This window comes from uncultured Stenotrophomonas sp., from assembly GCF_963519925.1.
GTDB lineage: Bacteria > Pseudomonadota > Gammaproteobacteria > Xanthomonadales > Xanthomonadaceae > Stenotrophomonas > Stenotrophomonas maltophilia_AE.
Genome location: NZ_CAUQPH010000014.1, coordinates 11773 through 33046, shown reverse-complemented (window position 1 = coordinate 33046; position 21274 = coordinate 11773). Strand labels below are relative to the sequence as shown.

Annotated in this window: 19 protein-coding genes; 10 read left to right on the top strand and 9 right to left on the bottom strand. The window is 65.0% G+C overall.

Going from position 1 to position 21274, the window contains the following annotated elements:
- Nucleotides 1-27 precede the first annotated feature (27 nt).
- From RWO33_RS04825 to RWO33_RS04805, 5 genes are all read left to right on the top strand, one after another.
- Nucleotides 28-426, top strand: a complete 399-nt coding sequence (locus tag RWO33_RS04825; protein WP_314102651.1) for a TrbC/VirB2 family protein — start codon at nt 28-30, stop codon at nt 424-426.
- Nucleotides 419-727: a VirB3 family type IV secretion system protein gene (locus tag RWO33_RS04820; protein WP_314102649.1), complete on the top strand. Its 309-nt coding sequence runs from the start codon at nt 419-421 to the stop codon at nt 725-727. The genes RWO33_RS04825 and RWO33_RS04820 overlap by 8 nt, the downstream gene beginning before the upstream one ends.
- A 62-nt stretch (nt 728-789) precedes the next feature.
- Nucleotides 790-3234, top strand: coding sequence for a VirB4 family type IV secretion/conjugal transfer ATPase (locus RWO33_RS04815; RefSeq protein WP_314102647.1), 2445 nt, complete (start codon nt 790-792; stop codon nt 3232-3234).
- 44 nt (nt 3235-3278) lie between these two features.
- On the top strand, nt 3279-4058 hold the full coding sequence (locus RWO33_RS04810) for a hypothetical protein (RefSeq protein ID WP_314102645.1): 780 nt from the start codon (nt 3279-3281) through the stop codon (nt 4056-4058).
- A gap of 68 nt (nt 4059-4126) precedes the next feature.
- Nucleotides 4127-5284 carry a type IV secretion system protein gene (locus tag RWO33_RS04805; protein WP_314102643.1) on the top strand — a complete coding sequence of 386 codons (1158 nt, stop codon included), beginning with the start codon at nt 4127-4129 and terminating at the stop codon, nt 5282-5284.
- Nucleotides 5285-5910: 626 nt separating this feature from the next.
- Here RWO33_RS04805 and RWO33_RS04800 read toward each other — a convergent pair.
- The 3 genes from RWO33_RS04800 to RWO33_RS04790 form a co-directional block, all read right to left on the bottom strand.
- On the bottom strand, nt 5911-6330 hold the full coding sequence (locus RWO33_RS04800; RefSeq protein ID WP_314102641.1) for a hypothetical protein: 420 nt from the start codon (nt 6328-6330) through the stop codon (nt 5911-5913).
- A gap of 674 nt (nt 6331-7004) precedes the next feature.
- On the bottom strand, nt 7005-8102 hold the full coding sequence (locus RWO33_RS04795; protein ID WP_314102639.1) for a DUF4189 domain-containing protein: 1098 nt from the start codon (nt 8100-8102) through the stop codon (nt 7005-7007).
- On the bottom strand, nt 8086-8556 hold the full coding sequence (locus tag RWO33_RS04790; protein WP_145481724.1) for a DUF4189 domain-containing protein: 471 nt from the start codon (nt 8554-8556) through the stop codon (nt 8086-8088). The genes RWO33_RS04795 and RWO33_RS04790 overlap by 17 nt, the downstream gene beginning before the upstream one ends.
- A 261-nt stretch (nt 8557-8817) precedes the next feature.
- Between RWO33_RS04790 and RWO33_RS04785 the strand changes: the two genes are divergently transcribed.
- A complete protein-coding gene (locus RWO33_RS04785; protein ID WP_314102637.1) occupies nt 8818-9609 on the top strand; it encodes a hypothetical protein in 792 nt (263 codons plus the stop codon).
- A 13-nt stretch (nt 9610-9622) separates the two neighbouring features.
- On the opposite strand, the gene RWO33_RS04780 is transcribed toward RWO33_RS04785, so the two are convergent.
- From RWO33_RS04780 to RWO33_RS04755, 6 genes are all read right to left on the bottom strand, one after another.
- Nucleotides 9623-9859: a DUF1653 domain-containing protein gene (locus tag RWO33_RS04780; protein WP_314102635.1), complete on the bottom strand. Its 237-nt coding sequence runs from the start codon at nt 9857-9859 to the stop codon at nt 9623-9625.
- Between the two features lie 61 nt (nt 9860-9920).
- Nucleotides 9921-11246 (bottom strand): XVIPCD domain-containing protein, encoded by a 1326-nt coding sequence (locus RWO33_RS04775; RefSeq protein ID WP_314102633.1) that lies wholly within the window; start codon nt 11244-11246, stop codon nt 9921-9923.
- The gene (locus RWO33_RS04770; protein ID WP_314102631.1) at nt 11243-11857 is read right to left on the bottom strand and encodes a hypothetical protein; all 615 of its coding nucleotides are present in this window, start codon (nt 11855-11857) and stop codon (nt 11243-11245) included. The genes RWO33_RS04775 and RWO33_RS04770 overlap by 4 nt, the downstream gene beginning before the upstream one ends.
- A gap of 191 nt (nt 11858-12048) precedes the next feature.
- The gene (locus RWO33_RS04765; protein WP_314102629.1) at nt 12049-13839 is read right to left on the bottom strand and encodes a sensor domain-containing phosphodiesterase; all 1791 of its coding nucleotides are present in this window, start codon (nt 13837-13839) and stop codon (nt 12049-12051) included.
- A gap of 121 nt (nt 13840-13960) precedes the next feature.
- On the bottom strand, nt 13961-14329 hold the full coding sequence (locus RWO33_RS04760; protein ID WP_145481732.1) for a response regulator: 369 nt from the start codon (nt 14327-14329) through the stop codon (nt 13961-13963).
- Nucleotides 14322-15479, bottom strand: coding sequence for an ATP-binding protein (locus tag RWO33_RS04755; RefSeq protein WP_314102626.1), 1158 nt, complete (start codon nt 15477-15479; stop codon nt 14322-14324). The genes RWO33_RS04760 and RWO33_RS04755 overlap by 8 nt, the downstream gene beginning before the upstream one ends.
- 159 nt (nt 15480-15638) lie before the next feature.
- Between RWO33_RS04755 and RWO33_RS04750 the strand changes: the two genes are divergently transcribed.
- The 4 genes from RWO33_RS04750 to RWO33_RS04735 are packed head-to-tail and all read left to right on the top strand — an operon-like array spanning nt 15639 to nt 21251.
- Nucleotides 15639-18734, top strand: coding sequence for a response regulator (locus tag RWO33_RS04750; protein WP_314102624.1), 3096 nt, complete (start codon nt 15639-15641; stop codon nt 18732-18734).
- Nucleotides 18707-19555, top strand: coding sequence for a CheR family methyltransferase (locus RWO33_RS04745; RefSeq protein ID WP_314102622.1), 849 nt, complete (start codon nt 18707-18709; stop codon nt 19553-19555). Before RWO33_RS04750 ends, RWO33_RS04745 begins: the two co-directional genes overlap by 28 nt.
- The gene (locus RWO33_RS04740) at nt 19555-20139 is read left to right on the top strand and encodes a chemotaxis protein CheB (RefSeq protein ID WP_314102620.1); all 585 of its coding nucleotides are present in this window, start codon (nt 19555-19557) and stop codon (nt 20137-20139) included. The genes RWO33_RS04745 and RWO33_RS04740 overlap by 1 nt, the downstream gene beginning before the upstream one ends.
- Nucleotides 20136-21251, top strand: coding sequence for a hybrid sensor histidine kinase/response regulator (locus RWO33_RS04735; protein WP_314102618.1), 1116 nt, complete (start codon nt 20136-20138; stop codon nt 21249-21251). Before RWO33_RS04740 ends, RWO33_RS04735 begins: the two co-directional genes overlap by 4 nt.
- Nucleotides 21252-21274: the final 23 nt, after the last annotated feature.

Sequence of the window (21274 nt, the reverse complement as noted above, 5' to 3'; positions counted from 1 at the left end):
GCAAGCCCATCAACAAGGATATCCACCATGAAGCGATCCACCCCCGACCTCGTCACCGCGCAGCGCACGCTGAAGACCCTCCTGATGGCCGTCGCCTTCGTTGGCGCACTGGCCGCCCCTCAGGCATTCGCACAGGAATTCGGCGGGACCGACGTCAAGGTCTGCGGCTTCTTCGACAGCATCAATGGCCTGCTCAGCATCGCCTCGATCGCCGTGGTGACCATCGCGGTCATCTTCGCCGGTTACCAGATCGCCTTCGCGCACAAGCGCATTGGCGATGTCGCCCCGATCCTGATCGGTGGCCTGCTGATCGGCGCGGCCGGCCAGATCGCGAGCATGCTGCTGGGCGACAGCTCCGGCAATTCGTCCTGCGCCAAGCCGGCCGCCTTCCTGCTGGAACAGGCCGCGACCTACTACGGTGCATAAGAACGTCGTCTTCCGCGGCTGTACGCGCCCGGCGATGTTCCTGGGCGTTCCCTACGTGCCGTTCTTCTTCGTCGTCGGTGGGCTGTTCCTGCTCAGCGTCTACACGAACTTCTGGTACCTGGCGAGCATCCCGGTGGCCATTTTCGTGATGCGGCAGATGGCCAAGCGCGACGAGATGATCTTCAGGCTCATGGGCCTGCGCCTCCAGTTCAAACTGAAGGCGCGCAATATCCAGGCCAACGATGGCATGTGGGTTTTCACCCCCAACCATTACCGCAGCAAACCGGCACCCAGGGATTGAGTGCCACCGGGTCCGCGCAGGCAGCTGCGCGGACCTTCCGGAACCCCATACGAAGGCGCAGCATGTTCAGCCCAGACACGTCCATTGCCGAGTTCATCCCGCTGTCGTCGCACGTGGCCGCCAACGTCGTGAAGACCACCGGCGGCGACTACCTGCTGACCTGGCACCTGGAAGGGTTGCCCTTCGTCGGCCGCGAAGACTGGGAGCTCGAGCACAAGCACAACACCTTCAACCGCCTGCTGCAGACCCTGCGCGCGCCGGACTTCGTCAACGTGGCGTTCTGGGCCCATGACATCCGCCGCCGCCGCACCCTCAAGGGCCGGAGTTCATTCCGGCAGAAGTTCAACCAGGACGTCTCCGACCAGTACATGGGCATGCTGTCTTCGCAGCGCATCATGCAGAACGAGCTGTACCTGACCATGATCTATCGCCCGGTGGTGGCGGGGAAGCGGTTCGTGGAGCGGTCCGCCAATGTGACCAAGCTGCAGGCGGAACAGAACCAGGCGGTCGAAAAACTGCTGGAGCTGGCCAACAACGTCGAAGCGGTGATCCGCGACTACGCACCGTACCGGCTGGGCATGTATGAAGCGAAGAACGGTATCGTGTTCTCCGAAACGCTGGAGTTCTTCGGCTACCTGATCAACCGCATCGACGAGCCGGTTCCGGTACTGCCCGCGCCGGTCAAGGACTACCTGCCGGTCAGCAAGCACCTGTTCTCGGCAAAGACCGGCGACTTCGTGATCGCCACCCCAAATGGCGTGAACCACTTCGGCGCCATCCTCAACATCAAGGAATTCGCCGAAGGCACTTACCCGGGCATCCTCAACGGGCTGAAGTACCTGGACTTCGAATACGTGGTCACCCATTCCTTCAGCCCGATGGGGCGGCAGGATGCGCTCAAGGTCCTGGACCGGACCAAGGGCATGATGATCTCGTCCGGCGACAAGGCAGTCAGCCAGATCATCGAGCTGGACCAGGCCATGGACCAGCTGTCGTCGGGCAATTTCGTGCTCGGCGAATACCACTACACGCTGGCGGTGTACGCCGACAGCCAGGCCAAGCTGTCCCAGAACGTCGCCACCACCCGCGCCGAGTTGTCCAACGCCGGCTTCGTGTCGGTCAAGGAAGACCTCGCCGTGACCTCGTCGTTCTATGCGCAGCTGCCGGGCAACTGGCGCTACCGCACCCGGTTGGCCAACCTGAGTTCGCTGAACTTCCTCGGCCTGTCGCCGCTGCACAACTTCGCCACCGGCAAGCAGAACAACAATCCGTGGGGCGAGTGCGTCACCACCCTGCAGACCACCAACGGCCAGCCGTATTACTTCAACTTCCACGCCACCCATCCGTCGGAGAACTCCCTGGGTGAGAAGGCCATCGCCAATACGATGGTCATCGGCAAGTCCGGTACCGGCAAGACCGCGCTGATCAACTTCCTGCTCAGCCAGGTGCAGAAGTACGATCCGTCGCCCACCATCTTCTTCTTCGACAAGGATCGTGGCGCGGAGATCTTCGTCCGCGCCTGCGGCGGCAACTACCTGGCACTGGAGAACGGGGCGGCGACCGGCTTCAACCCCTTCCAGTGCGAGAACAGCGAGTCCAACGTCCAGTTCCTGGCCGACCTGATCAAGGTACTGGCCGGCAAGAAGGACTACAGCGCCCGCGAGGAAGAGGACATCTACCGCGCAGTGGAGAGCATGCTGGACACGCCGATGCACCTGCGCAACATGACCAATTTCCAGAAGAGCCTGCCCAACATGGGCGACGATGGCCTTTACGCGCGGATGCGCCGCTGGACGCAGGGCAACTCGCTGGGCTGGGTGTTCGACAACCCGGTCGATACGGTGGACCTGAGCAAGGCCAACATCATCGGCTTCGACTACACCGACATCATCGACAACCCCGAAGTACGCGTGCCGGTGATCAACTACCTGCTGCACCGCCTGGAATCGCTGATCGACGGTCGTCCGCTGATCTATGTGATGGACGAGTTCTGGAAGATCCTGGACGGCGAGGGCGGTCTGAAGGAATTCGCCAAGAACAAGCAGAAGACCATCCGTAAGCAGAATGGCCTGGGCATCTTCGCGACCCAGAGTCCGGAGGATGCGCTGAAGAGCGACATCTCCGCGGCGCTGATCGAGCAGACCGCGACGCTGATCCTGCTACCGAACCCCAACGCCAGCAAGACCGACTACATGGACGGCTTGAAGCTGACCGAGGCGGAGTTCCGCGTGGTCACCGCCCTGGACGAGCGCTCGCGCTGCTTCCTGGTCAAGCAGGGGCATGCCTCCAGCGTGTGCCAGCTCAACCTGCGCGGGATGGACAACATCCTGTCGGTGATTTCGGCGTCCACCGACAACATCGACGTGATGCACAAGGTGCTGCAGACCGCAGCGATACGGGCGAGGGTTCCGGTCAGCGAGCTCACCCCGGAGCAGTGGCTGGAAGAGTTCTACAAGCAACGCAAGGGATCGGGCAAGCCGACGGCGGCCAGCCCGGACGCGGCATGACGCAAGGCGACGGCCCGATGGCCCACACGATATTGGAGACTGCGATGAAGACCCCTCTCAACGCTGGCCGCATGGCCAAACGACCCCGGCATCGGCGCATCGCCGCCGCAATCCTGGCAGGTTCGCTGCTCGTGGGGGCGCCCAGCGCCCAGGCCGGCGGGTACCCGGTGATCGACGTCACCGCGATCTTCCAGGACCTGAAGGGCTGGATCGATGACACCATCGAGTATGGCAAGGAAGCCCTGCGCTGGAACGAGATCAAGCAGCAGATCGACGATGTCCGCGCCATCATGGCGGCGGTGAACTTCGTCATCGACCTGCCCATGGGCGAGCCGCTGAAGAAGGTGGATCCCAAGTACCTGGTGGCCGAAACCTGCGGGCAGGAAGCCATGGGGTTCAACCTGCGCACGGCGATGAGCCTGGCGGGCATCGAGTCGGGCGACATCAAGTCGCAGCAGCAGCAGATCTGCGTGAACATCCGCATGATGCAGAACCGCAAGTTCAACGACTCGGTGGATTTCCTCGACAAGACCATCAAGCAGGCGCAGGAGGCGATGCTGGAGAACTTCCTTGCGCGCAAGGCCACCAGCAAAGTTGGCGGCGTGCAGTCGGCGGACAGCGACAGCGCCCGGTTGAGCAACCAGCTCAATACGATGGCGCAGCAGTGGGCGACCCGTATGCAGTCGTACGACGCCTACATCACCACGATGGAAGCGAACCAGAATGCCCTCGCGCGGACGGCGCTGAAGGGTAACCCCAAGAACAAGCTGCTCGGTGACATCGTGCAGACCGCCGTGCTGAAGGGCGCTCTCAGCGTCGATTGAAAGGAGCGGGTGGCAGGGGCCGTTGGCCCCGGCCGCGTCGCAGGTAGGAATCCCAAAGGACCATGGAAATGAAGCTCGCATCGATCGGACACTTTGACCTCCCGGGAGGCCTGCAGGACCTGCTTGGGTACGCGTCGCGTATCTCGGTCGGCGACTTCGTCTTCTTCCGCCTGATCCTGGATTACCTGTCCGACCGGATCAACAAGTTCGGCCTGGACCTGTTGAACCACATGATGACCTGGGTCGGTGGCATCGCCCTGGTGCTGATGACCCTGTGGGTGTTGATCCAGGGGTATCGCATCGTCACCGGACAGAGCCGCGACTCGATGATGGCGCTGGTGACCAACATGGCACGTGCCGCGCTGATCGTGAGCGTGGCGACCAGCATGGCGATCTTCGGCACCAACATCCAGGACTTCCTGGTCGACGACGTCAAGGGCGTGATCTCGGCGGTGGTAACCGGCAAGGACAAGTCGCCGGAGGAGCAGATCGACGAAGCACTGGGCTGGATGCAGGTGGCGTTGTCGAGCGTGGATGCGATCAAGGTCATCGACGACCCCAGCATCAGCAGTGAAAAGACCCAGGCGCAGCTGTTCATCGGCATGGGCACGGGCGGGCCCGCGGTAGTTGCCGGTTCGATGCTGCTGCTTTACCAGATCGCGCTGGCGCTGTTCGTGGGCTTCGGACCGTTGTTCATCCTCTGCCTGCTGTTCGACCAGACCAAGGCGCTGTTCCAGAAATGGCTGCTGTACGGCTTGGGCACCATGTTCTCGATGGCGGTGCTGGCGGCAATGGTGTCGATCGCACTGGACATGGTGATCCGCGTGTCCGTCGCGTTCTGGGCACGCGCCGCGTTCGACCGGTTCCTGCTCGACGGCGCGTCCAGCGATGGCCTCACCAGCCAGGCCATGCAGCAGGGCGGCATGGGCCTGATCCTCACCACCCTGATTCTGACTGCGCCCCCAATGGCCGCGTTCTTCTTCCAAGGCACCCTGGGCAGCTTCATGGCATATTCCCAGATAGGCGGCAGCCCTGCAGCGCAGCCGGGCCCGCAGGGACAACCGCCGGGCTCTTATGTGCCGCAGCAGACTCATAACTCGTCGCAGGGCGACGCAGGTAACAGCGGTCAGCAGTTCAACGAGGGTCGCGTGGTGATGAGTACGCAGAGTCAAAGCGTTGGAAATGGCAACACCTCGGGAAAGTATGGGAACGCCCCCACGGCTTGACCGTGACGATGATGAACGACCGTGTACAGCTATTAAAATGAAGGGGTCGACGTGAGGCTATTGCTCGTTTTCCTTGTTTGCTTGATGCCTTTGGCGGCCTTTGCAGAGGGCGGCTGCCCGCCGGGCCAGTACCCTATAGGTGGGCAAGGTGTCCAAGGGTGCGCTCCCATCTCAGGGGGCAGTCCTGGCGCATCTTCGTCTGCCGCGCGTCCCACCGGAAAGTGGGAGACGAGGTGGGGTGCCATCGCCGAGGATGTGAGTGCCAATGAGCGAGGTGTCGCGGGCGCAACCGGCGCCTCCGAGTCGCAGCAATCAAAGCGTGAAGCCCAGTCAGCGGCACTCCAGCAGTGCGAAAAGTTGGGTGGCCAATCCTGTCGGGTTGTTCTCACCTATAACAACCAATGCGTCGCCATTGCTGATCCAAAGTCACGCGGTCGGGGCGGTAAGGGCGGAAAGTCCGTGATCTACAGAGCCGAGACGCTGAGCCAAGCCAAGACTGAAGCGATTCGGCGCTGCTCCACAGGTGGTGCAGATCAATGCTCGCTTGCCTACTCGGCTTGCAGTATGTCCGAGTTCAAGTCCTTCTGACGGCGGGCTTTTGACCGCCCGCAGTGACGCTTAGCGCGTCACTTCATGCATTCGCTGAAGACGATCGGGCAGACCTTGGCGCCGGCGCCGATGCAGTCGGTCAATGCTGCTTCTTCGGCCACGTCCTTGGTCTTGCCGCGACCACTGAAGCTGATGCTGCGGCCGTCCGCGCCGCGCAGGCGGATGGCGGCTGCGCACTCGCCATGCGGAACGGCTACCAAATCCTCACCACCCTGATTCTGACCGCGCCCCCAATGGCGGCGTTCTTCTTCCAGGGCACCCTCGGCAGCTTCATGGCATATTCCCAGATAGGCGGCAGCCCTGCCGCGCAGCGCGGCCCGCAGGGCCAGCCGCCAGGATCTTATGTGCCGCAGTAGACGGTAGACAACAGGAATCCAGTGGCTAATCAGCAGATGCAGAGCACTGTTCCGCGCATTGTTTCGCAGGCCGCCGGTCACCAAGATGCGGCTGCAGTTGGGGCTGGAAAGTTCGGAAATGCTGATCGATAACGTTGCATCTGTTCGGAGCTTTCTGGATCTGGGAGATTTCCAATGAAAAAGCGGTTGATCACAGCGCTGGCTCTTCTTGTCCCCTTGTCGGTAATGGCGGAGGGAAACTGTCCTCCGGGCATGTACCCAATCGGGGGGCAGGGCGCTCAAGGCTGCGCGCCGATACCAGGGCGAGGGGCTTCGGGAGCGCCGGTTGCTCCTAAGCCATCTGGAAAATGGGAGACGAGGTGGGGTGCATTGGTCGAAGACCAGGCTCCCCGGCCAAACATTCCTGTGGCGACTGGTGCCTCGGTTTCCCAGAAATCCAAGCGTGCCGCTGTGCAGTTGGCGACCGAGCAATGTAGAAAGGAAGGTGGAATTCGGTGCGAATTGCGAATGGCGTATCACAATCAATGTGTCGCACTGGCCGACCCAGTTCCGGTCGGGGGCAGAATTCCTGCCGGACTGACGTCCTCGATAGCGGGCGGGGCTACAATCGATAAGGCAAAGGAAGTGGCGCTGTCGGAGTGTCGTGCGGGTGGTCGGGGCAATGACTGCACGGTGACGTACACGGCTTGCAGTATGTCCGAGTTCAAGTCCTTCTGACGGCGGGCTACTGACCGCCCGCAGTGACGCTTACCGCGTCACTTCATGCATTCGCTGAATACGATCGGGCAGACCTTGGCGCCGGCGCCGATGCAGTCGGTCAATGCTGCTTCTTCGGCCACGTCCTTGGTCTTGCCGCGACCACCGAAGCTGATGCTGCGGCCGTCCGCGCCGCGCAGGCGGATGGCGGCCGCGCACTCGCCGTGCGGAACGGCTACCAATACCTTGCAGTCGCCGCCGCCGCATTTGCTCAGGGCGGTATCGCTGGCGTCCTGCTGGTTCAGTCCCCAATGCACCGCATACGCGTTCGCACCGGTGCCGGTGGCAATGGCGGTCCAGGGTTGGGCCATGCGCGTCATGCCTTCGGCGCGCCGCTCCGTCATCACCCCGGCGTAGGAGCGGTTGGGGTCCGCTGGCATGTCGGTGTTCACTGCCTTCATCGCGGTGGAGGTGCCTCGCCTGGCGGGCGGTTTGGCTAGATATTCCTGTGCGCCGGGGAACGGGATCAGTTTTGCCGTGGCCACGTCTCCACGCGCGGTCAGGTCGGCGCGGTGCAGGAAGCGGTCGACAGCACGGTAGGCGTACTTCCAGCCTGAGCAGAAGGCTTCCTGCGCCGGGCTCTGGCACTGTACGCCCCCGGCCGCGCTGCAGGCGGTCGTCGCCGCGGCACCCGCCGCCTCGCGGCTCTCACCCTGGCCCCAGAACATGCCGCCCTGCTGGCTGTAGGCCGGCGCCATGCACGCGTTGGCGAACGTGAGCACCGGTGAACAGGTTCCTTTGCACTGGCGCATGGCGTCCAGCATGGCCTCGCCCTTGTCCTGCTCGTTGAGCACGACGTTCCAGGAACCGTCGTCGGTGCTGACCACGACCACGCCCCACCAGTCACGGATGGCATCCTTGCGGATCTTGGCCTTCTCGGCGGCGCGGAAGTTGGCGGCGATCTGCGCGGCTGCTGCAGCCTCTGCCTGGTTCACGTAGGCCCCCGCCGCCTGGTTGCGCATCCAGCCTTCGTAGTTGTGCACGGCCTGCGCATGTCGCTGCTGCTCGGCCTGGGCGCTGTTCTGCGCCATGGCCGGTGCCGCCAGCAGCAGGCCGGTTGCCAGCAGCGTGGTGACGAGGTTAGAAGCAGTAGTCATTCTGCGACTCGCACTTTGCGCCACCACCCGCCTTGCACTGTTCCAGCGACTTCGCCGCGAGTTCGCCGGGCTTGGTCTTGGTACTCTCCGCCACGTTGACGAACAGGGCGCGGACGTTCGGCTTGGCCTTCTTGTCCACGGCGATGCCCATGCAGTGGTTGCGCAGCGGGAAGGTCACCAGCTCGACGCAGCCCTTGTGCTTGCCGTTGCATTCCTGGAGCGAACGGATGCGTGCCTCCGCCGCGCTCATGCCCATGTTCTGGCTGACCTGCTGGTCGGCGTCGCTGACCGCCATGCTGAAGAACATCTCGACGCCTTCCGGCATCTGCGCGCTCATCGTACCCGGCGGCGGCAAGCCGGCGGGGGCATCCTGTGCACCTGCCACGCCGGCCATCATCAGCGCGAAAGCCAGTATTCCGCGTACCCGCATGGGGTCAAGCAACCTACGTTTCATGTGTCTTCCCGGATGGTGTGCCACGCAGGCGCGGGCGTGAGGATCATCCTCCCACAATAGCGGCGGAAACCGCGACAGCGTATAGGGAATTTCCTACATCCCAGCCCGTGGCGTAGTGCCACGCCCTGCGTGGCAAATCATCCGCAAGCGCCAGTAGCACCCATCAACCAAAACACCGGTTTCGAGTCAAACAATCAAATTCCCACCAAACCGCGCGCAGCACATGGTGTCCTCCCAACCACGACGGATCTGGAGCGCGCAATGCAATCCCTGAAGGAAACAGGCGGAAAGCTTTCCACCTCCTCGCGCGGAGGGCGCATCGCAGCCCGCCTGCTGATCGCCGCACTACTTGCAGCACCCACCGCCAATGCCGGCGCCCCGGTCATCGACATCACCGCGATCATCGGCGATCTCCGCGCCTGGCTGGACGACACCATCCAGTACGCCAAGGAAGCAGAGCGCTGGAAGGAAGTGCAGGCACAGATCAACGATGTGCGCGCGATCTTCGACCCGCTGCGCTTCAGTATTGGCCTGCCCGCGGGGGCGGCACTGGAGGCTGTCCCGCCAGACTATCTGGTCGTGGAAGCCTGCGGCAGGCGTGCCGCAGGTCTTGAGATGCAGCGGTCAGTGCCGGCCTTGCGATTCGCGCGACGGGAACAAAGGGAGGAAAGGGAAGCCCAGCAGCGGCAGATCTGCGTGAACATCCAGATGATGCAGAACCGCAAGTTCAACGAAACCGTGACGTTCTTGGAGCGCACGATCAGTGATGCCGAATCTGCAATGCAGGACATCTTCCAGGCCCGGGTGGAGAGCAACAACACCAGTGGCGGCGTGCAGGCGACCCAGAGCGATACAGAGAGGTTGTCTACCCAACTCAGCTTGATGGCGCAGCAGTGGTCCACGCGCATGCAGGCGTACGATGCCTACATCGCGGTCATGCAGTCGCGACAGAACACCATCGCCCGGGCCGCGCTGCAGGGCGACCCCACCGCGGATGCGGTGTCCGACATCATGCAGACGACGCTTCTGGAGCTGGCGCTGAAAACCAAATGAGCGCCGATGGCGCTCAATCAGCGGTAACCAGGGCAAAACGCGGGCGCAGAAGCCCGTCAGCTTCGACCTGGGCGCAGAACATCTCGTACGGCCGTACCCACATCCCCAGATCCTCATCCAAGGGGCGGTACAGCACCATGGGTTCAAGCGTTTCACTGTGCCGGACAACATCCAGCACCTGGTAGTTGCCGCCTTTGAAGTGGCGATACAGGCCGGGTGTAAGCCGGGGCAGGGGCGTCAGATCGGCCATGGGAAACCATCGTTTGGCAGGTGTGACACCATTTTACGACGAGACCGGCCTACCGGATCTGTCAGACCATCATGCTGCGTGCCGGGCACTGGACCTGGGTGAGTTGTCGGTCCTGCTGCTCGGCCTGCCGGGCTTCGGCAGCTGCCTGCAACGCACGACTGCTCTGGTCCAGTGGCGTGTTCATCGCCGGGACCGTCTCGACAGCGACGCGCAGGTGGGCAGGGTCGTCGACCCGGCCCTGCACCGCGAACGTACGTGCTGCGTCTTCGCTCATCAGGACGGCATCTATGCGATTGCCGCCGGCGGCATGCATCCGGGTGGCCAGGCTGCCGGCCAGCTGGTCGCTGGCGTGGTCCGGGGTCCGGCCCACCCGGGCGTCCTGCGCGTGCACGCCGCGCTGGGCGTCCTTGAACAGCGAGTGGCCGCTGTGGCCCGGTTGATCCATGCGCGCGTCTTCGCGGTCAGGGTTGCCCTGGCCGGTATGGCGACGGGCTGGTTCGCCCGGCTCAAGCGGGCCCCGCAGTTTGTCGTAGGCATCGATCACGCCGCCGGGAACGCCGCGCGAGATGACGGTAGCGCCCGTGCGCAGGCCGTCGATATCGCTGCGGTACTCCTGGATCATCCTTGCGTTGGCGGCGGCCAGCTGCTGGGCGCCGCCCATCAGCAGGACGGATTCATCGCCGATGAACTGGCCCATCTTGTGGGAATCCACAGACGCGGCTGCGGCGGTGATGGGGTAATCCGGGATCAGGACGTTGAGCGCGCTGTTGCTGTAGTGCGCCTGGGACAACGTGTCGATCTCGTGCTGCCTGGCATACACCCGCACTTCGCCAAAATGCGGCGAGGCCGCGCTGACTGCATCGGCGGCCATCACGTGATTGATCACGCTGTGCCCGCCTTGCGGAATGCGGCTCCCGGAGAGGCTGACCGCGCCATAGGCGTTGAAGGTTTCGCCCTTCAGCCCGTAATGGTGGGCGGTGATCTGCGCGAGTGAACCGCCCAGCGAATGGCCTGTGACAGTGACCTCAGGTGCTCGGCCCGTTTCAATTCCCAGTCGTTCCGCATCTGCTACGGCACGGCCCGAAAGAGCCAATGCTTGCAATGTCTGAGGATTGCTTCGTGCCAGAACCATGCTGGCGTCGGTGACAGCGCCATCCTTGATGAGCTCCTCTGTACCCCGGTGCGAAACGATGATCTCTTGTGTATTGACCCGTTGATACACCGTTCCCTGGTAGCCGGTTCGACGATCATCAACGTGCTCGAGCACCTTGTACTGCTGGCCGTTGAGGTAAACCTTCTCCTCTTGGCCGGGCTCCCTCCGGCCTACCGCTCGATCCTGATAGGCGTCGTCAGCCAGCGCTGCATAGTCTTGACTGGTTATGGTCACGACTTGATCTCAACCGCCGTCATGCTTATTGAGAAAAGGGCATCTTGAAGCTCCGGAACGAACTCGTTCAGATCCTCTCGGCCTCGGGAGGGGTAGTCATCTCGCCAAGGCAGCTCCGGACGTCCCTTGACGGGTCCTGCGCGGGGATAATCGTGCTGAGGGTAATACCGCGTATACGTCTTCCCGGCTACCAGCTCCGGCGCATCCATGAACGTCAGGAAGCGCGTCTCTTCGTGCGCGCCGGTGGCCTTGAGCAGGGCGCTGGCCCCAGTGAATTCCCAGCGGCAGAGGCCGCGCCCGTAGTAGTCCTGGTCCTGCATCCGGTCCAGGTAGAGGGTGCCCTGGTACTCTTCGTCGGAGATCCGGGTCAGCTCCAGCGGCTCCTGGCTGGTGATGCGCGAGGGCGTTCCGGTGGCCGGTTCGATATGCCCGCACTGTTCTTCATTGATGACGTCGTACTGGGCACTTCCACGGACGTGCTGGAAGGTGCCCGGGGCACCGTGGATGCGCAGGGTGACTTGATACGCCTTCACCGGTGCGGGGTTGAGGGCGGCCAGCCCACGGCCGCCGGCGGCGACATCGGCTTCAGCGGTCGACAGATCGCGGCTCATGGCAGGCTCCGAACGATTGCAGGCCGTCATCAGTACGGCGGAAAGACAGAAGAGGGTCAGTCGATTCAATGCGGCACTCCAGCCAGGCATGGTCGCGCGAACGTCGCCTTGAGCAGGGTGTTCGCAGCGCCATCATCCTAGCAGTGGCATCGCTGCCGCGGCGGGTCGGCGGTCACGGATCTGGCAGGGGACTACGCGCCTTCCACATCGTCCGGTGGCCCGGCGCGGTGCGCCAGAACCAGCTGGGTCACCGCCTCCGCGCTCATCGGGCGCGCCAGGTAGTAACCCTGCGCCTCGTCGCAGTTCCACAGGCGCAGCAGCGACAGTTCCGCCTCATGCTCGACGCCTTCGGCGACCGTGCGATAGCCCAGTTGGTGCGCCAGCCGGATGATCGCCTCCACTTTCAAGCGCGCGGTGCGCGAGCGCGCCAGCCCGGTGACCAGGCTCTGGTCGACCTTGATGTGGCTGATCGGTACTTCGCTCAGGTAGCCGAAGTTGCTGTAGCCGCTGCCGAAATCATCGATGGCCACGCGCACCCCGGCGGCTGCCATCGCACGCAGTTGCGGCAGGGCGGCCGGGTGGCTGTGCAGCCATTGGCCCTCGGTGATTTCCACTTCGATCTGCGTCGGTACCAAGCCGTGCATGCGCAGCCGCTCGGCCATGCCGGTCCACAGGTGCTCGTTGTCGAAGTCGCGCGGGGACAGGTTGAGCGACAGCGCGAAGTCCGGCAGCGCCTGCTGCCAGCGCGCCGCTTGGGCGAAGGCGTGTTCGATGACCCATTGGCTCAGCGCGGGCATCAGCGCGGTGCATTCCAGAACGGGAATGAACTCGCCCGGGGTGACCGGCCCCAGCATCGGGTGGGTCCAGCGCAGCAGCGCTTCGGCCGACACCGGCTCGCCGCTGTCCAGATCGTAACGTGGCTGGTAGACCAGGCTGAACTGGTCCTGCGCCAAGCCGCGGGCCGCGTCCGATGCCAGCCGGTAGCGACGGCGCAGGTGTGCATCGCGGTCGGCCGAGTACCAGCACAGGCACGCGTCGGTGTGCAGCGCGTGGTTCAGCGCCACCATGCACTTGCGCAGCAGGTCGCTGGCCTCATCGGGGTCGGCATGGAAGTCGCACAGGCCGGCGTGGAACTGCGGTGACATCGGAATGCTGCCGACCATCAGGGGGCGCCGCATGCGCTCGCGCAGCCGACCCATCAAGGTCTCGGCCTGGTCGCGCGCGTGGTCGCGCAGTACGAAGGCAAACCGGGTCGAGGCGACGTGGTAGATCTGCACGTCGTCGCGCAGGACCTCCTGCACGCGCAACGCGGCTTGCCGAAGCAGGGATTCAACAGGCTTCAGGCCCAGTGCCTGGCCCGCATCGTTGGCGCTCTGCAGGTCGAATACATCCAGCAGCACGCCGGTATAGTGGGCGGCGCCATCGCGGCGGCTGAGCACGCTGAGGTCGGCCTGGAACTGCTGGCGGTTGGGCAGGCCGCTGATCGGCTCGCGGCGCCCCACCGACATGGTCAGCTCCATCTGGTTCATCACGATCCGCGCCAGGGTCTGCATCTGGCGCTGCTCGTCGCTGGACAGCAGCCTCGGTTCGCGGTCCATCAGGCACAACGTGCCCAGTGCGATGCCGTTGCGGGTCACCAGCGGCGCCCCCGCATAGAAGCGCATGCGCTCGGGGCCTGAAACAATCGGGTTGTCACGGAAGCGCGGGTCGTTGCGCAGGTCGCTGATCTGCAGGATGCCGGCGGACTGCAGCGCGCAGGAGCAGATCGAATGGTGGCGGTCGGTACGTTCCAGCGCCAGCCCGACCCGCGAAATGAACTGCTGGGTGTCGGCATCCACGATCGATATCAGCGCGATCGGCGTGCCGAAGGTGAACGCTGCCAGCTCGGTGATCGGGTCCAGCGAACGGCCCAAGGCTGGATCCATCACATTGAGCGCTTCGATCAGCGCGACACGTTCAAGATCCTGGCTGCGGTCGAGCATCCGGTGCGTCCTGTCATACGGAATACACAGGTACTATCCTGCCGCCGTTGCAGAGCCGGTGTGAAGTGTTCCGTTCAGGGATGAAGCGTTCACGCCCGTGCAGACGGCTTGCCCGTGCGGGTCAGCTCGCCGTTGTGGTACCGCGCAGCAGGTCCACGAGCTGACGGAGACGGTACGGCTTCGGTATGAAGGTCACGTTGTCCGGCAGGTTGGGAAGCTGGGAGCGTGCGTACCCGGAAGACAGGATCATCCGCGCATGGGGCAGCAGTTCGGCCACGTGCTCGCTCAATTCCAGCCCGGTCATGTTGTTGGGCATGTTGATGTCACTGAACACGACATGGAAATCGCCGGTTTCATCAATCACCCTCAATGCATCCGGGCCGTCGTTGGCAGTGTGGACATCGATGCCGAAGTCGCGCAGGGCCGTGCCGATCATCTCGCGCAGCTCGGCCTGGTCTTCGACCATCAACACGCGGAGGGGATCAGACATGTGTGGGTTCCTCAAGGGCAGGTAACAACAAACGAACCGTGGTGCCGCGTCCGGGGGCGGTCTGGACATCGACGAAGCCGTCGCACTGGGACACGAAGCCGAACACCTGGCTGAGGCCCAGTCCGCTGCCCTTGCCCACTTCCTTGGTGGTGAAGAACGGCTCGCTGGCGCGCTCGGCCACGTCGGGTGGCATGCCACTGCCGGCGTCGGTGACGGTGATGGCCACATAACGGCGCTGGGTTGGCGTGGCCAGGTCCGGGGCGAGGCGTTCTTCGACCTGGGCGCTGAGCGTGATGGTCCCGCCCGATGGCATCGCCTCGCAGCTGTTCAGCAGCAGGTTCAGCACGGCGGTATGCAACTGTACGCCATCGGTGCTGATCCGAGGTAGGTCGAAAGGCACTTCCGTACGCAGCAGAATGTTGGCGGGGCAGGCACGCTGCAGCGAGTGCAGCTCGTCCTCGAGCAGGCGGGCAACCTGCAACGGCTCGCGGATCAGGGTCTGGTCGGCGGAGAAGGCCAGCAACTGGCGGGTCAGCAGCGAGCCACGATCGGCGGCGGCCTGGGCCAGCTCGGCCAATTCACGGGTCCGCGCGTCGGCCGCCGGTCCCAGGGCAATCAGGTCCAGCGCGGTGCCGATGGTGGTCAGCAGGTTGTTGAACTCGTGCGCCAGGCCACGGGTGAGGCGACCCACGCCTTCGAACTGCTGGAGCTGCTCGCGTGCGCGCTGTGCGTCCTGCAGGAGGCGCTGGGCCTGGTAGCGCTCGGTGATGTCCTGGGTGACCTTGACGAAGCCGAGCAGGGCGCCGTCCTGACGAACGGCTTCGATCACCTCGCTGGCGCGGAAGCGCTCGCCGCTGCGGCGCACGCGCCAGCCTTCGCCGACGAACCGGCCCTGGGCTTCGGCCTGGGCGAGGGTCTGCCGGGGCACGTCGCGGCCGCGGTCGTCGCTGCCGTAGAACAGGCCGACATGCTGGCCCAGTGCTTCCTCGGCGGTGTAGCCCTTGACCCGCTCGCAGCCGCGGTTCCAGCTGCGGATGCAGCCCTGCGCGTCGAGCATGTAGATGGCATGGTCGGAGACGTGATCGATCAACAACTGCAACTGCAGGCGATCATCAGCATGTGGTGCGATGTCGGTGATTGCCTGGACCACGGCGACGGCTCTACTCCCCCTGTAAGGGGCTGAACCCTAGGAGTGATGGTGTGAAGATAGTGTCAAGAACGTGGCTGGATACGTCGCCAACTGGCGGATAACGCACGCATTCACTGTTCGGTTACCATCGAACCCCTTTTTTGCGTTGGAACCGCCTGGATGAATGCTGCGCCGACTGCTCGCGACCGCTGGATCTGGCTGGCGTCCGCCGGCCTGATGGGCCTGACCATCGGCCTGGAACTGGTGGTGCCGCTGGGGTATGCGGTGTGGCTGACCTATTTCATGGCGGTGGCGATCACCCTGTTCCAGCGTCGGCTGGAAGCGCCGGTGCTGGTGGCGCTGGGCTCCTGCGTGTTGCTGGTAGTGGGCTACAACCTTGCGCCGGCCAGTAACAATTCGTCGTTCTCCTTCGTCAACCGCAGTATTGGCGGCGTGGCGTTCGTGCTGATGGCGCTGACCGTGGTCAAGGCGATCCAGGCCCGCCGCACCGCCGCCGACGCGCTGTGGCTGCAGGAAGGCGAGAACGATGTGACCGTCAGCCTGCGTGGCGATCCGGAGCCGCGCACGCTGGCCGATGCGGCCATGCGCTCGTTGTGCGCCCGCCTGAATGCGGACGTGGGCGCGCTGTACCGCCTGCACGGCGAGCGCCTGGTGCTGGTGGGCGGGGCGGCGCTGCCGACCGGGCTTCCCGAGTCGCTGCCGGTGAAGGCGGGACAGTGGGGCGAGGTGCTGCGGGAGGGCCAGCCGCGCCGGTTGGAAGAAGACGAAAGTTCGCTGGAGATCGAGACCGCGCTGGGCCGCGCCCGCGTGCACCAGCGGCTGCTGGGACCGATCACCGCCGACGGCGTGGTCGTGGGCATGGTCGAACTGGGGCGTGCCGGGGTCTCCCCGGCACGTTCGCTGGAGCTGGACCTGCTGCGCGTGTGCGCCGAACCGGTCGGCATGGCGCTGCGCACGGCGCTGCTGCGCGCGCAGCTGGTAGAGCTGCTGGAAGAAACCCAGCGCCAGAGCGAAGAACTGCAGACCCAGCAGGAAGAGCTGCGGGTGGCCAACGAGGAACTGGAAGAGCAGAGCCGCAGCCTGCTGCATTCGCAGGCCAACCTGGAACAGCAGCAGGCCGAGCTGGAACAGACCAACGTCCAGCTGGAAGAGCGCACCCACGAGCTGGAAGCGCGGCAGCAGGCGCTGCTGGTGGCGCAGGGCCAGCTGGTGCAGAACAGCCGCGAGCTCGAAGCGAGCTCTCGCTACAAATCCGAATTCCTGGCCAACATGTCGCATGAGCTGCGCACGCCGCTCAACAGCGCGCTGATCCTGGCCAAGCTGCTGGCCGACAACAAGGACGGCACGCTCACCGCCGAACAGGTCAAGTACGCGCAGGCCATCCACTCGTCCAATAACGACCTGCTGGCGCTGATCAACGACATCCTGGACCTGTCGCGGATCGAGGCCGGCCATGTCGAGCTGGCCGAAGAGAACCTGGCGGTGTCCAGCGTGCTGCAGCGGTTGAAGGAGACCTTCGAACCGCTGGCGGCGCAGAAGGGGCTGGCGCTGGACATCCGCGCCGAGCCCGATGCGCCCACGCAGCTGGTGGCCGACGGGCAGCGCCTGCAGCAGATACTGAAGAACCTGCTGGCCAATGCGGTCAAGTTCACCGAGCACGGCAGCGTCTCGCTGGTGGTGCGCGGCAGCGGCAACGGACGCATCCAGTTCGCGGTGAGCGATACCGGCATCGGCATTGCCCAGGCCCAGACCGAGGTGATCTTCGAGGCCTTCCGCCAGGCCGATGGCAGTACGCGTCGCCGCTATGGCGGCACCGGGCTGGGACTGTCGATCTCGCGCGACCTCGCTTCGCGGATGGGCGGCGATATCGCCGTGACCAGCGAACCCGGCCGTGGCAGCTGCTTCACCCTGGAGCTGCCGCTGGCGGCCAGCGCCAGCGCCGCGCCACTGGCCAGCGCGCCGGACGTGCGCCCGGCAACGGTGGCAAAGCCGTCGGTGCCGGCGCCGCTGTTCGGCTCGTCCCACGACGCACCGGCCGCGCAGGCGCCGCGCGTTGCCGACGACCGCGGTCGCCGCAGCCGGGCAGGGCGGATGATCCTGGTGGTCGAGGACGACGTCACCTTCGCCGAGGCATTGGTGGGGATGGCGCATGAGCTGGACTTCGACTGCGTGGTCGCGCAGAGCGCGGAGGAAGCGCTGGCGCTGGCGTCGGAGCTGCGGCCGAACGGCATCCTGCTCGACATCGGCCTGCCCGATGTGTCCGGGCTGAGCGTGCTGGAACGTCTGAAGCGCGACCCGGCCACGCGCCACATTCCGGTGCACGTGGTGTCCGGCCTGGAACGTTCGCAGGTGGCACTGGAGCTGGGCGCGATCGGCTACGTGATCAAGCCGGCCACGCGCGAGCGCCTGGTCGAGGCGATCCAGCAGCTGGAAGCCACCAGCGAGCGTGACGTGCGCCGCCTGCTGATCGTCGAGGACGACAGCGCGCTGCGCTCCAACCTGCAGCTGCTGCTGGGGCGCGACCAGCTGGAGATCACCGCGGTCGGCACCCTGGCCGAGGCGATCGCCGAGCTGGCCAATTCCACCTTCGACTGCATGGTGACCGACCTGGCGCTGCCCGACGGCACCGGCTACGACCTGCTCGAACACATGGCCGGCAACGAAGCGCTGGGCTTCCCGCCGGTGATCGTCTACACCGGGCGTGCGCTGACCCGCGACGAAGAGCAGCGCCTGCGCCGCTATTCCAAGAGCATCATCATCAAGGGCGCGCGCTCGCCCGAGCGCCTGCTGGATGAGGTCACCCTGTTCCTGCACAGCGTGGAAGCGTCGCTGCCGAGCGACCAGCAGCGCCTGCTGCGCGAAGCACGCCGCCGCGATGCGGTGCTGGACGGGCGCACCGTGCTGCTGGCCGAGGACGACGTGCGCAACATCTTTGCCCTGTCCAGCGTGCTCGAACCGCTGGGGGTGAAGCTGGAGATTGCCCGTAACGGCCGCGAGGCGCTGGATCGGCTGGGCCCGGACATCGACCTGGTGCTGATGGACATCATGATGCCGGAGATGGACGGGCTGACCGCGATGCGCGAGATCCGCAGCGACAACCGCTGGCGTGACCTGCCGATCATCGCGCTGACCGCCAAGGCCATGCCCGACGACCGCGAGCACTGCCTGCAGGCCGGCGCCAACGACTACATCGCCAAGCCGATCGACGTGGACAAGCTGGTCTCGCTGTGCCGCGTGTGGTGCTCGCGCCGATGAACGAGGCCGAGCTGTTCGACCTGGAGCTGCGCCTGCTGCTGGAGGCGGTGTACCAGCGCTACCACTACGATTTCCGCGACTACGCGCTGGCCTCGCTGCGGCGGCGCATGCGCCATGCGATGGCGCGGTTCGAGTGCGACAGCATGGGCGCCCTGCAGCACCGGCTGCTGCACGAGCCGGAAACCTTCGCGCTGGCCATGCAGTACTTCACCGTGCAGGTGTCGGAGATGTTCCGCGACCCGGCGTACTTCCGCATGCTGCGCGAACACGCCATCCCGGTGCTGCGGACGTACCCGTCGATCAAGCTGTGGATCGCCGGCTGCAGCACCGGCGAAGAGGTGTGGTCGCTGGCGATCCTGCTGCACGAGGAAGGCCTGCTCGACCGCGCCATCATCTATGCCACCGACATCAACCCCGAAGCGCTGCAAGCGGCTGAAGCGGGCGCCTTCCCGATCGAGCGCCTGGCCCAGTTCAGCCGCAACTACCTGGCGGCTGGCGGGAGTAGTTCGTTGTCGGACTACTACAGCAGCGGTTACGGCAACGTGGTGTTCGACCGCAGGCTCAAGCGCAACATCGTGTTCGCCGACCACAGCCTGGCCACCGACACGGTGTTCTCCGAGGTCCACCTGGTGTCGTGCCGCAACGTGCTGATCTATTTCCAGCGCGCCCTGCAGGATCGCGCCATCGGCCTGTTCCACGAGGCGCTGGTGCACCGCGGCTTCCTCGGCCTGGGCAGCAAGGAGTCGCTGCAGTTCGGCGCCCATGCCGATGCATTCGAAGCCTGCGCGCGCGAGCAGCGCCTGTACCGGAAGCTGGCCTGATGAACGCAGCGTCCGCGCATTCCGGAATCGAACTGATCGTGGTGGGTGCTTCCGCCGGCGGCGTGAGCGCGCTGCAGCAGCTGCTGGCCGCATTGCCGGCTGGGTTGCCGATGCCGGTGCTGGTAGTCCTGCACCTGCCGCGCGACCGCCCCAGCGGCATCGCCAGCCTGCTCGACGGCGGCTGCGCGCTGCCGGTGCGCGAGGCCGAAGACAAGCAGCCGCTGGAGCCGGGCACGGTCACCTTCGCGCCGCCGGACTACCATCTGCTGGTCGAAGGTCGTGACAGCGTGGCGTTGTCGATCGACCCGCCAGTGCTGTTCTCGCGGCCGGCGATCGACCCGCTGTTCGAAAGCGCGGCCGAGGTGTTCGGCAGCGGCGTGCTGGCGATCCTGCTCACCGGCGCCAGCAACGATGGCAGCGCCGGCGTGGCGCGGGTGCGCGAGGCCGGTGGCCAGGCCTGGATCCAGAGCCCGGACGATGCCTTCTCCCCGATCATGCCGGCAGCGGCGCTGGCCCACGCCGGCGCCGATGCGGTATTGACCCTTGTTTCCCTTTGTTCGCGTATGAAAGGCCTTGCACGATGAACCTGATTGCGCCCACCACCTCGGCCTCCACCGAACGGGTGAACCTGCTGATCGTCGACGACGTGCCGCAGAACCTGGTGGCGATGGAAGCGCTGCTGCGCCGCGACGGGCTGGACATCCTGTGTGCGGCGTCGGGCGCTGAAGCGCTGGAACTGCTGCTCGAGCACGAGGTGGCGCTGGCGCTGCTGGACGTGCACATGCCGGAGATCGACGGCTTCTCGCTGGCCGAGCTGATGCGCGGTTCGCAGCGCAGCCGCGACGTGCCGATCATCTTCCTGACCGCCTCGCCGAACGACCCGGTGCGCGCGTTCAAGGGCTACGAAAGCGGTGCGGTGGATTTCCTGCACAAGCCGATCGAGCCGCAGGTGATCATGAGCAAGGTCAATGTGTTCATCGAGCTCTACCAGCAGAAGCAGCTGCTGAAGGCGCGCAACCAGGCGCTGGAGCACGCGCTCAAGCTCAACGAAACGATGATGGCGGTGCTCACGCACGACCTGCGCACGCCGCTGTCGGCAATCCTGTTGTGTGCGGACAAGCTGGCGCTGGACCTGCCTGCGGACCCGTCGGTGCAGCAGACCCTGGTGCACCTGGAAAACAGCGCCGTGCGCATGGCGCGGATGGTGGAACAGCTGCTGGACTTCTCGCGCATCCGCAGCGGCGGGTTGCGGATCCAGCAGGTGGACTGTGACCTGGCTGAAGTAGCAGCGGCGGTGGTCAGCGAGATGGGCCGTGCTTACCCGCAGGCGCGCATCGAGCTGCAGGTGGAGGGCGAGACCTGCCTGCAGGGCGATCCGGACCGGCTGGCCCAGCTGCTCTCCAACCTGGTCGGCAACGCGGTCCTGCACGGTGGTAACGCGCCGGTGCAGGTGCTGGTGCGCGGGCTCCCCGGCGATTCCCTGCGGCTTCAGGTGCGCAATGCGGGGCAGATTCCCGAGGCGCTGCTGCCGCGCCTGTTCGAACCGTTCAAGGCCAGCTTCCATGACAGCCGCGGGCTGGGCCTGGGGTTGTTCATTGCCCATGAGTTCGCCCGCGCGCACGGCGGCAACCTGGCCGCGCGCAACCTGGACGGGGAAGTGGTGTTCGAGACCGGGCTGTTGCGTCGCGGGGAGTGAGCGGCCGCGCCTGCGGTAAACTG

Bases quoted from the DNA above. Each gene is read 5' to 3' on its own strand.
- RWO33_RS04795 (WP_314102639.1), bottom strand. From the start codon at position 8,102: ATGACTACTGCTTCTAACCTCGTCACCACGCTGCTGGCAACCGGCCTG.
- RWO33_RS04780 (WP_314102635.1), bottom strand. From the start codon at position 9,859: ATGGCCGATCTGACGCCCCTGCCCCGGCTTACACCCGGCCTGTATCGC.
- RWO33_RS04810 (WP_314102645.1), top strand. From the start codon at position 3,279: ATGAAGACCCCTCTCAACGCTGGCCGCATGGCCAAACGACCCCGGCAT.
- RWO33_RS04815 (WP_314102647.1), top strand. From the start codon at position 790: ATGTTCAGCCCAGACACGTCCATTGCCGAGTTCATCCCGCTGTCGTCG.
- RWO33_RS04805 (WP_314102643.1), top strand. From the start codon at position 4,127: ATGAAGCTCGCATCGATCGGACACTTTGACCTCCCGGGAGGCCTGCAG.
- RWO33_RS04790 (WP_145481724.1), bottom strand. From the start codon at position 8,556: ATGAAACGTAGGTTGCTTGACCCCATGCGGGTACGCGGAATACTGGCT.
- RWO33_RS04770 (WP_314102631.1), bottom strand. From the start codon at position 11,857: ATGAGCCGCGATCTGTCGACCGCTGAAGCCGATGTCGCCGCCGGCGGC.
- RWO33_RS04760 (WP_145481732.1), bottom strand. From the start codon at position 14,329: ATGTCTGATCCCCTCCGCGTGTTGATGGTCGAAGACCAGGCCGAGCTG.
- RWO33_RS04740 (WP_314102620.1), top strand. From the start codon at position 19,555: ATGAACGCAGCGTCCGCGCATTCCGGAATCGAACTGATCGTGGTGGGT.
- RWO33_RS04785 (WP_314102637.1), top strand. From the start codon at position 8,818: ATGCAATCCCTGAAGGAAACAGGCGGAAAGCTTTCCACCTCCTCGCGC.
- RWO33_RS04765 (WP_314102629.1), bottom strand. From the start codon at position 13,839: ATGCTCGACCGCAGCCAGGATCTTGAACGTGTCGCGCTGATCGAAGCG.
- RWO33_RS04735 (WP_314102618.1), top strand. From the start codon at position 20,136: ATGAACCTGATTGCGCCCACCACCTCGGCCTCCACCGAACGGGTGAAC.
- RWO33_RS04750 (WP_314102624.1), top strand. From the start codon at position 15,639: ATGAATGCTGCGCCGACTGCTCGCGACCGCTGGATCTGGCTGGCGTCC.
- RWO33_RS04825 (WP_314102651.1), top strand. From the start codon at position 28: ATGAAGCGATCCACCCCCGACCTCGTCACCGCGCAGCGCACGCTGAAG.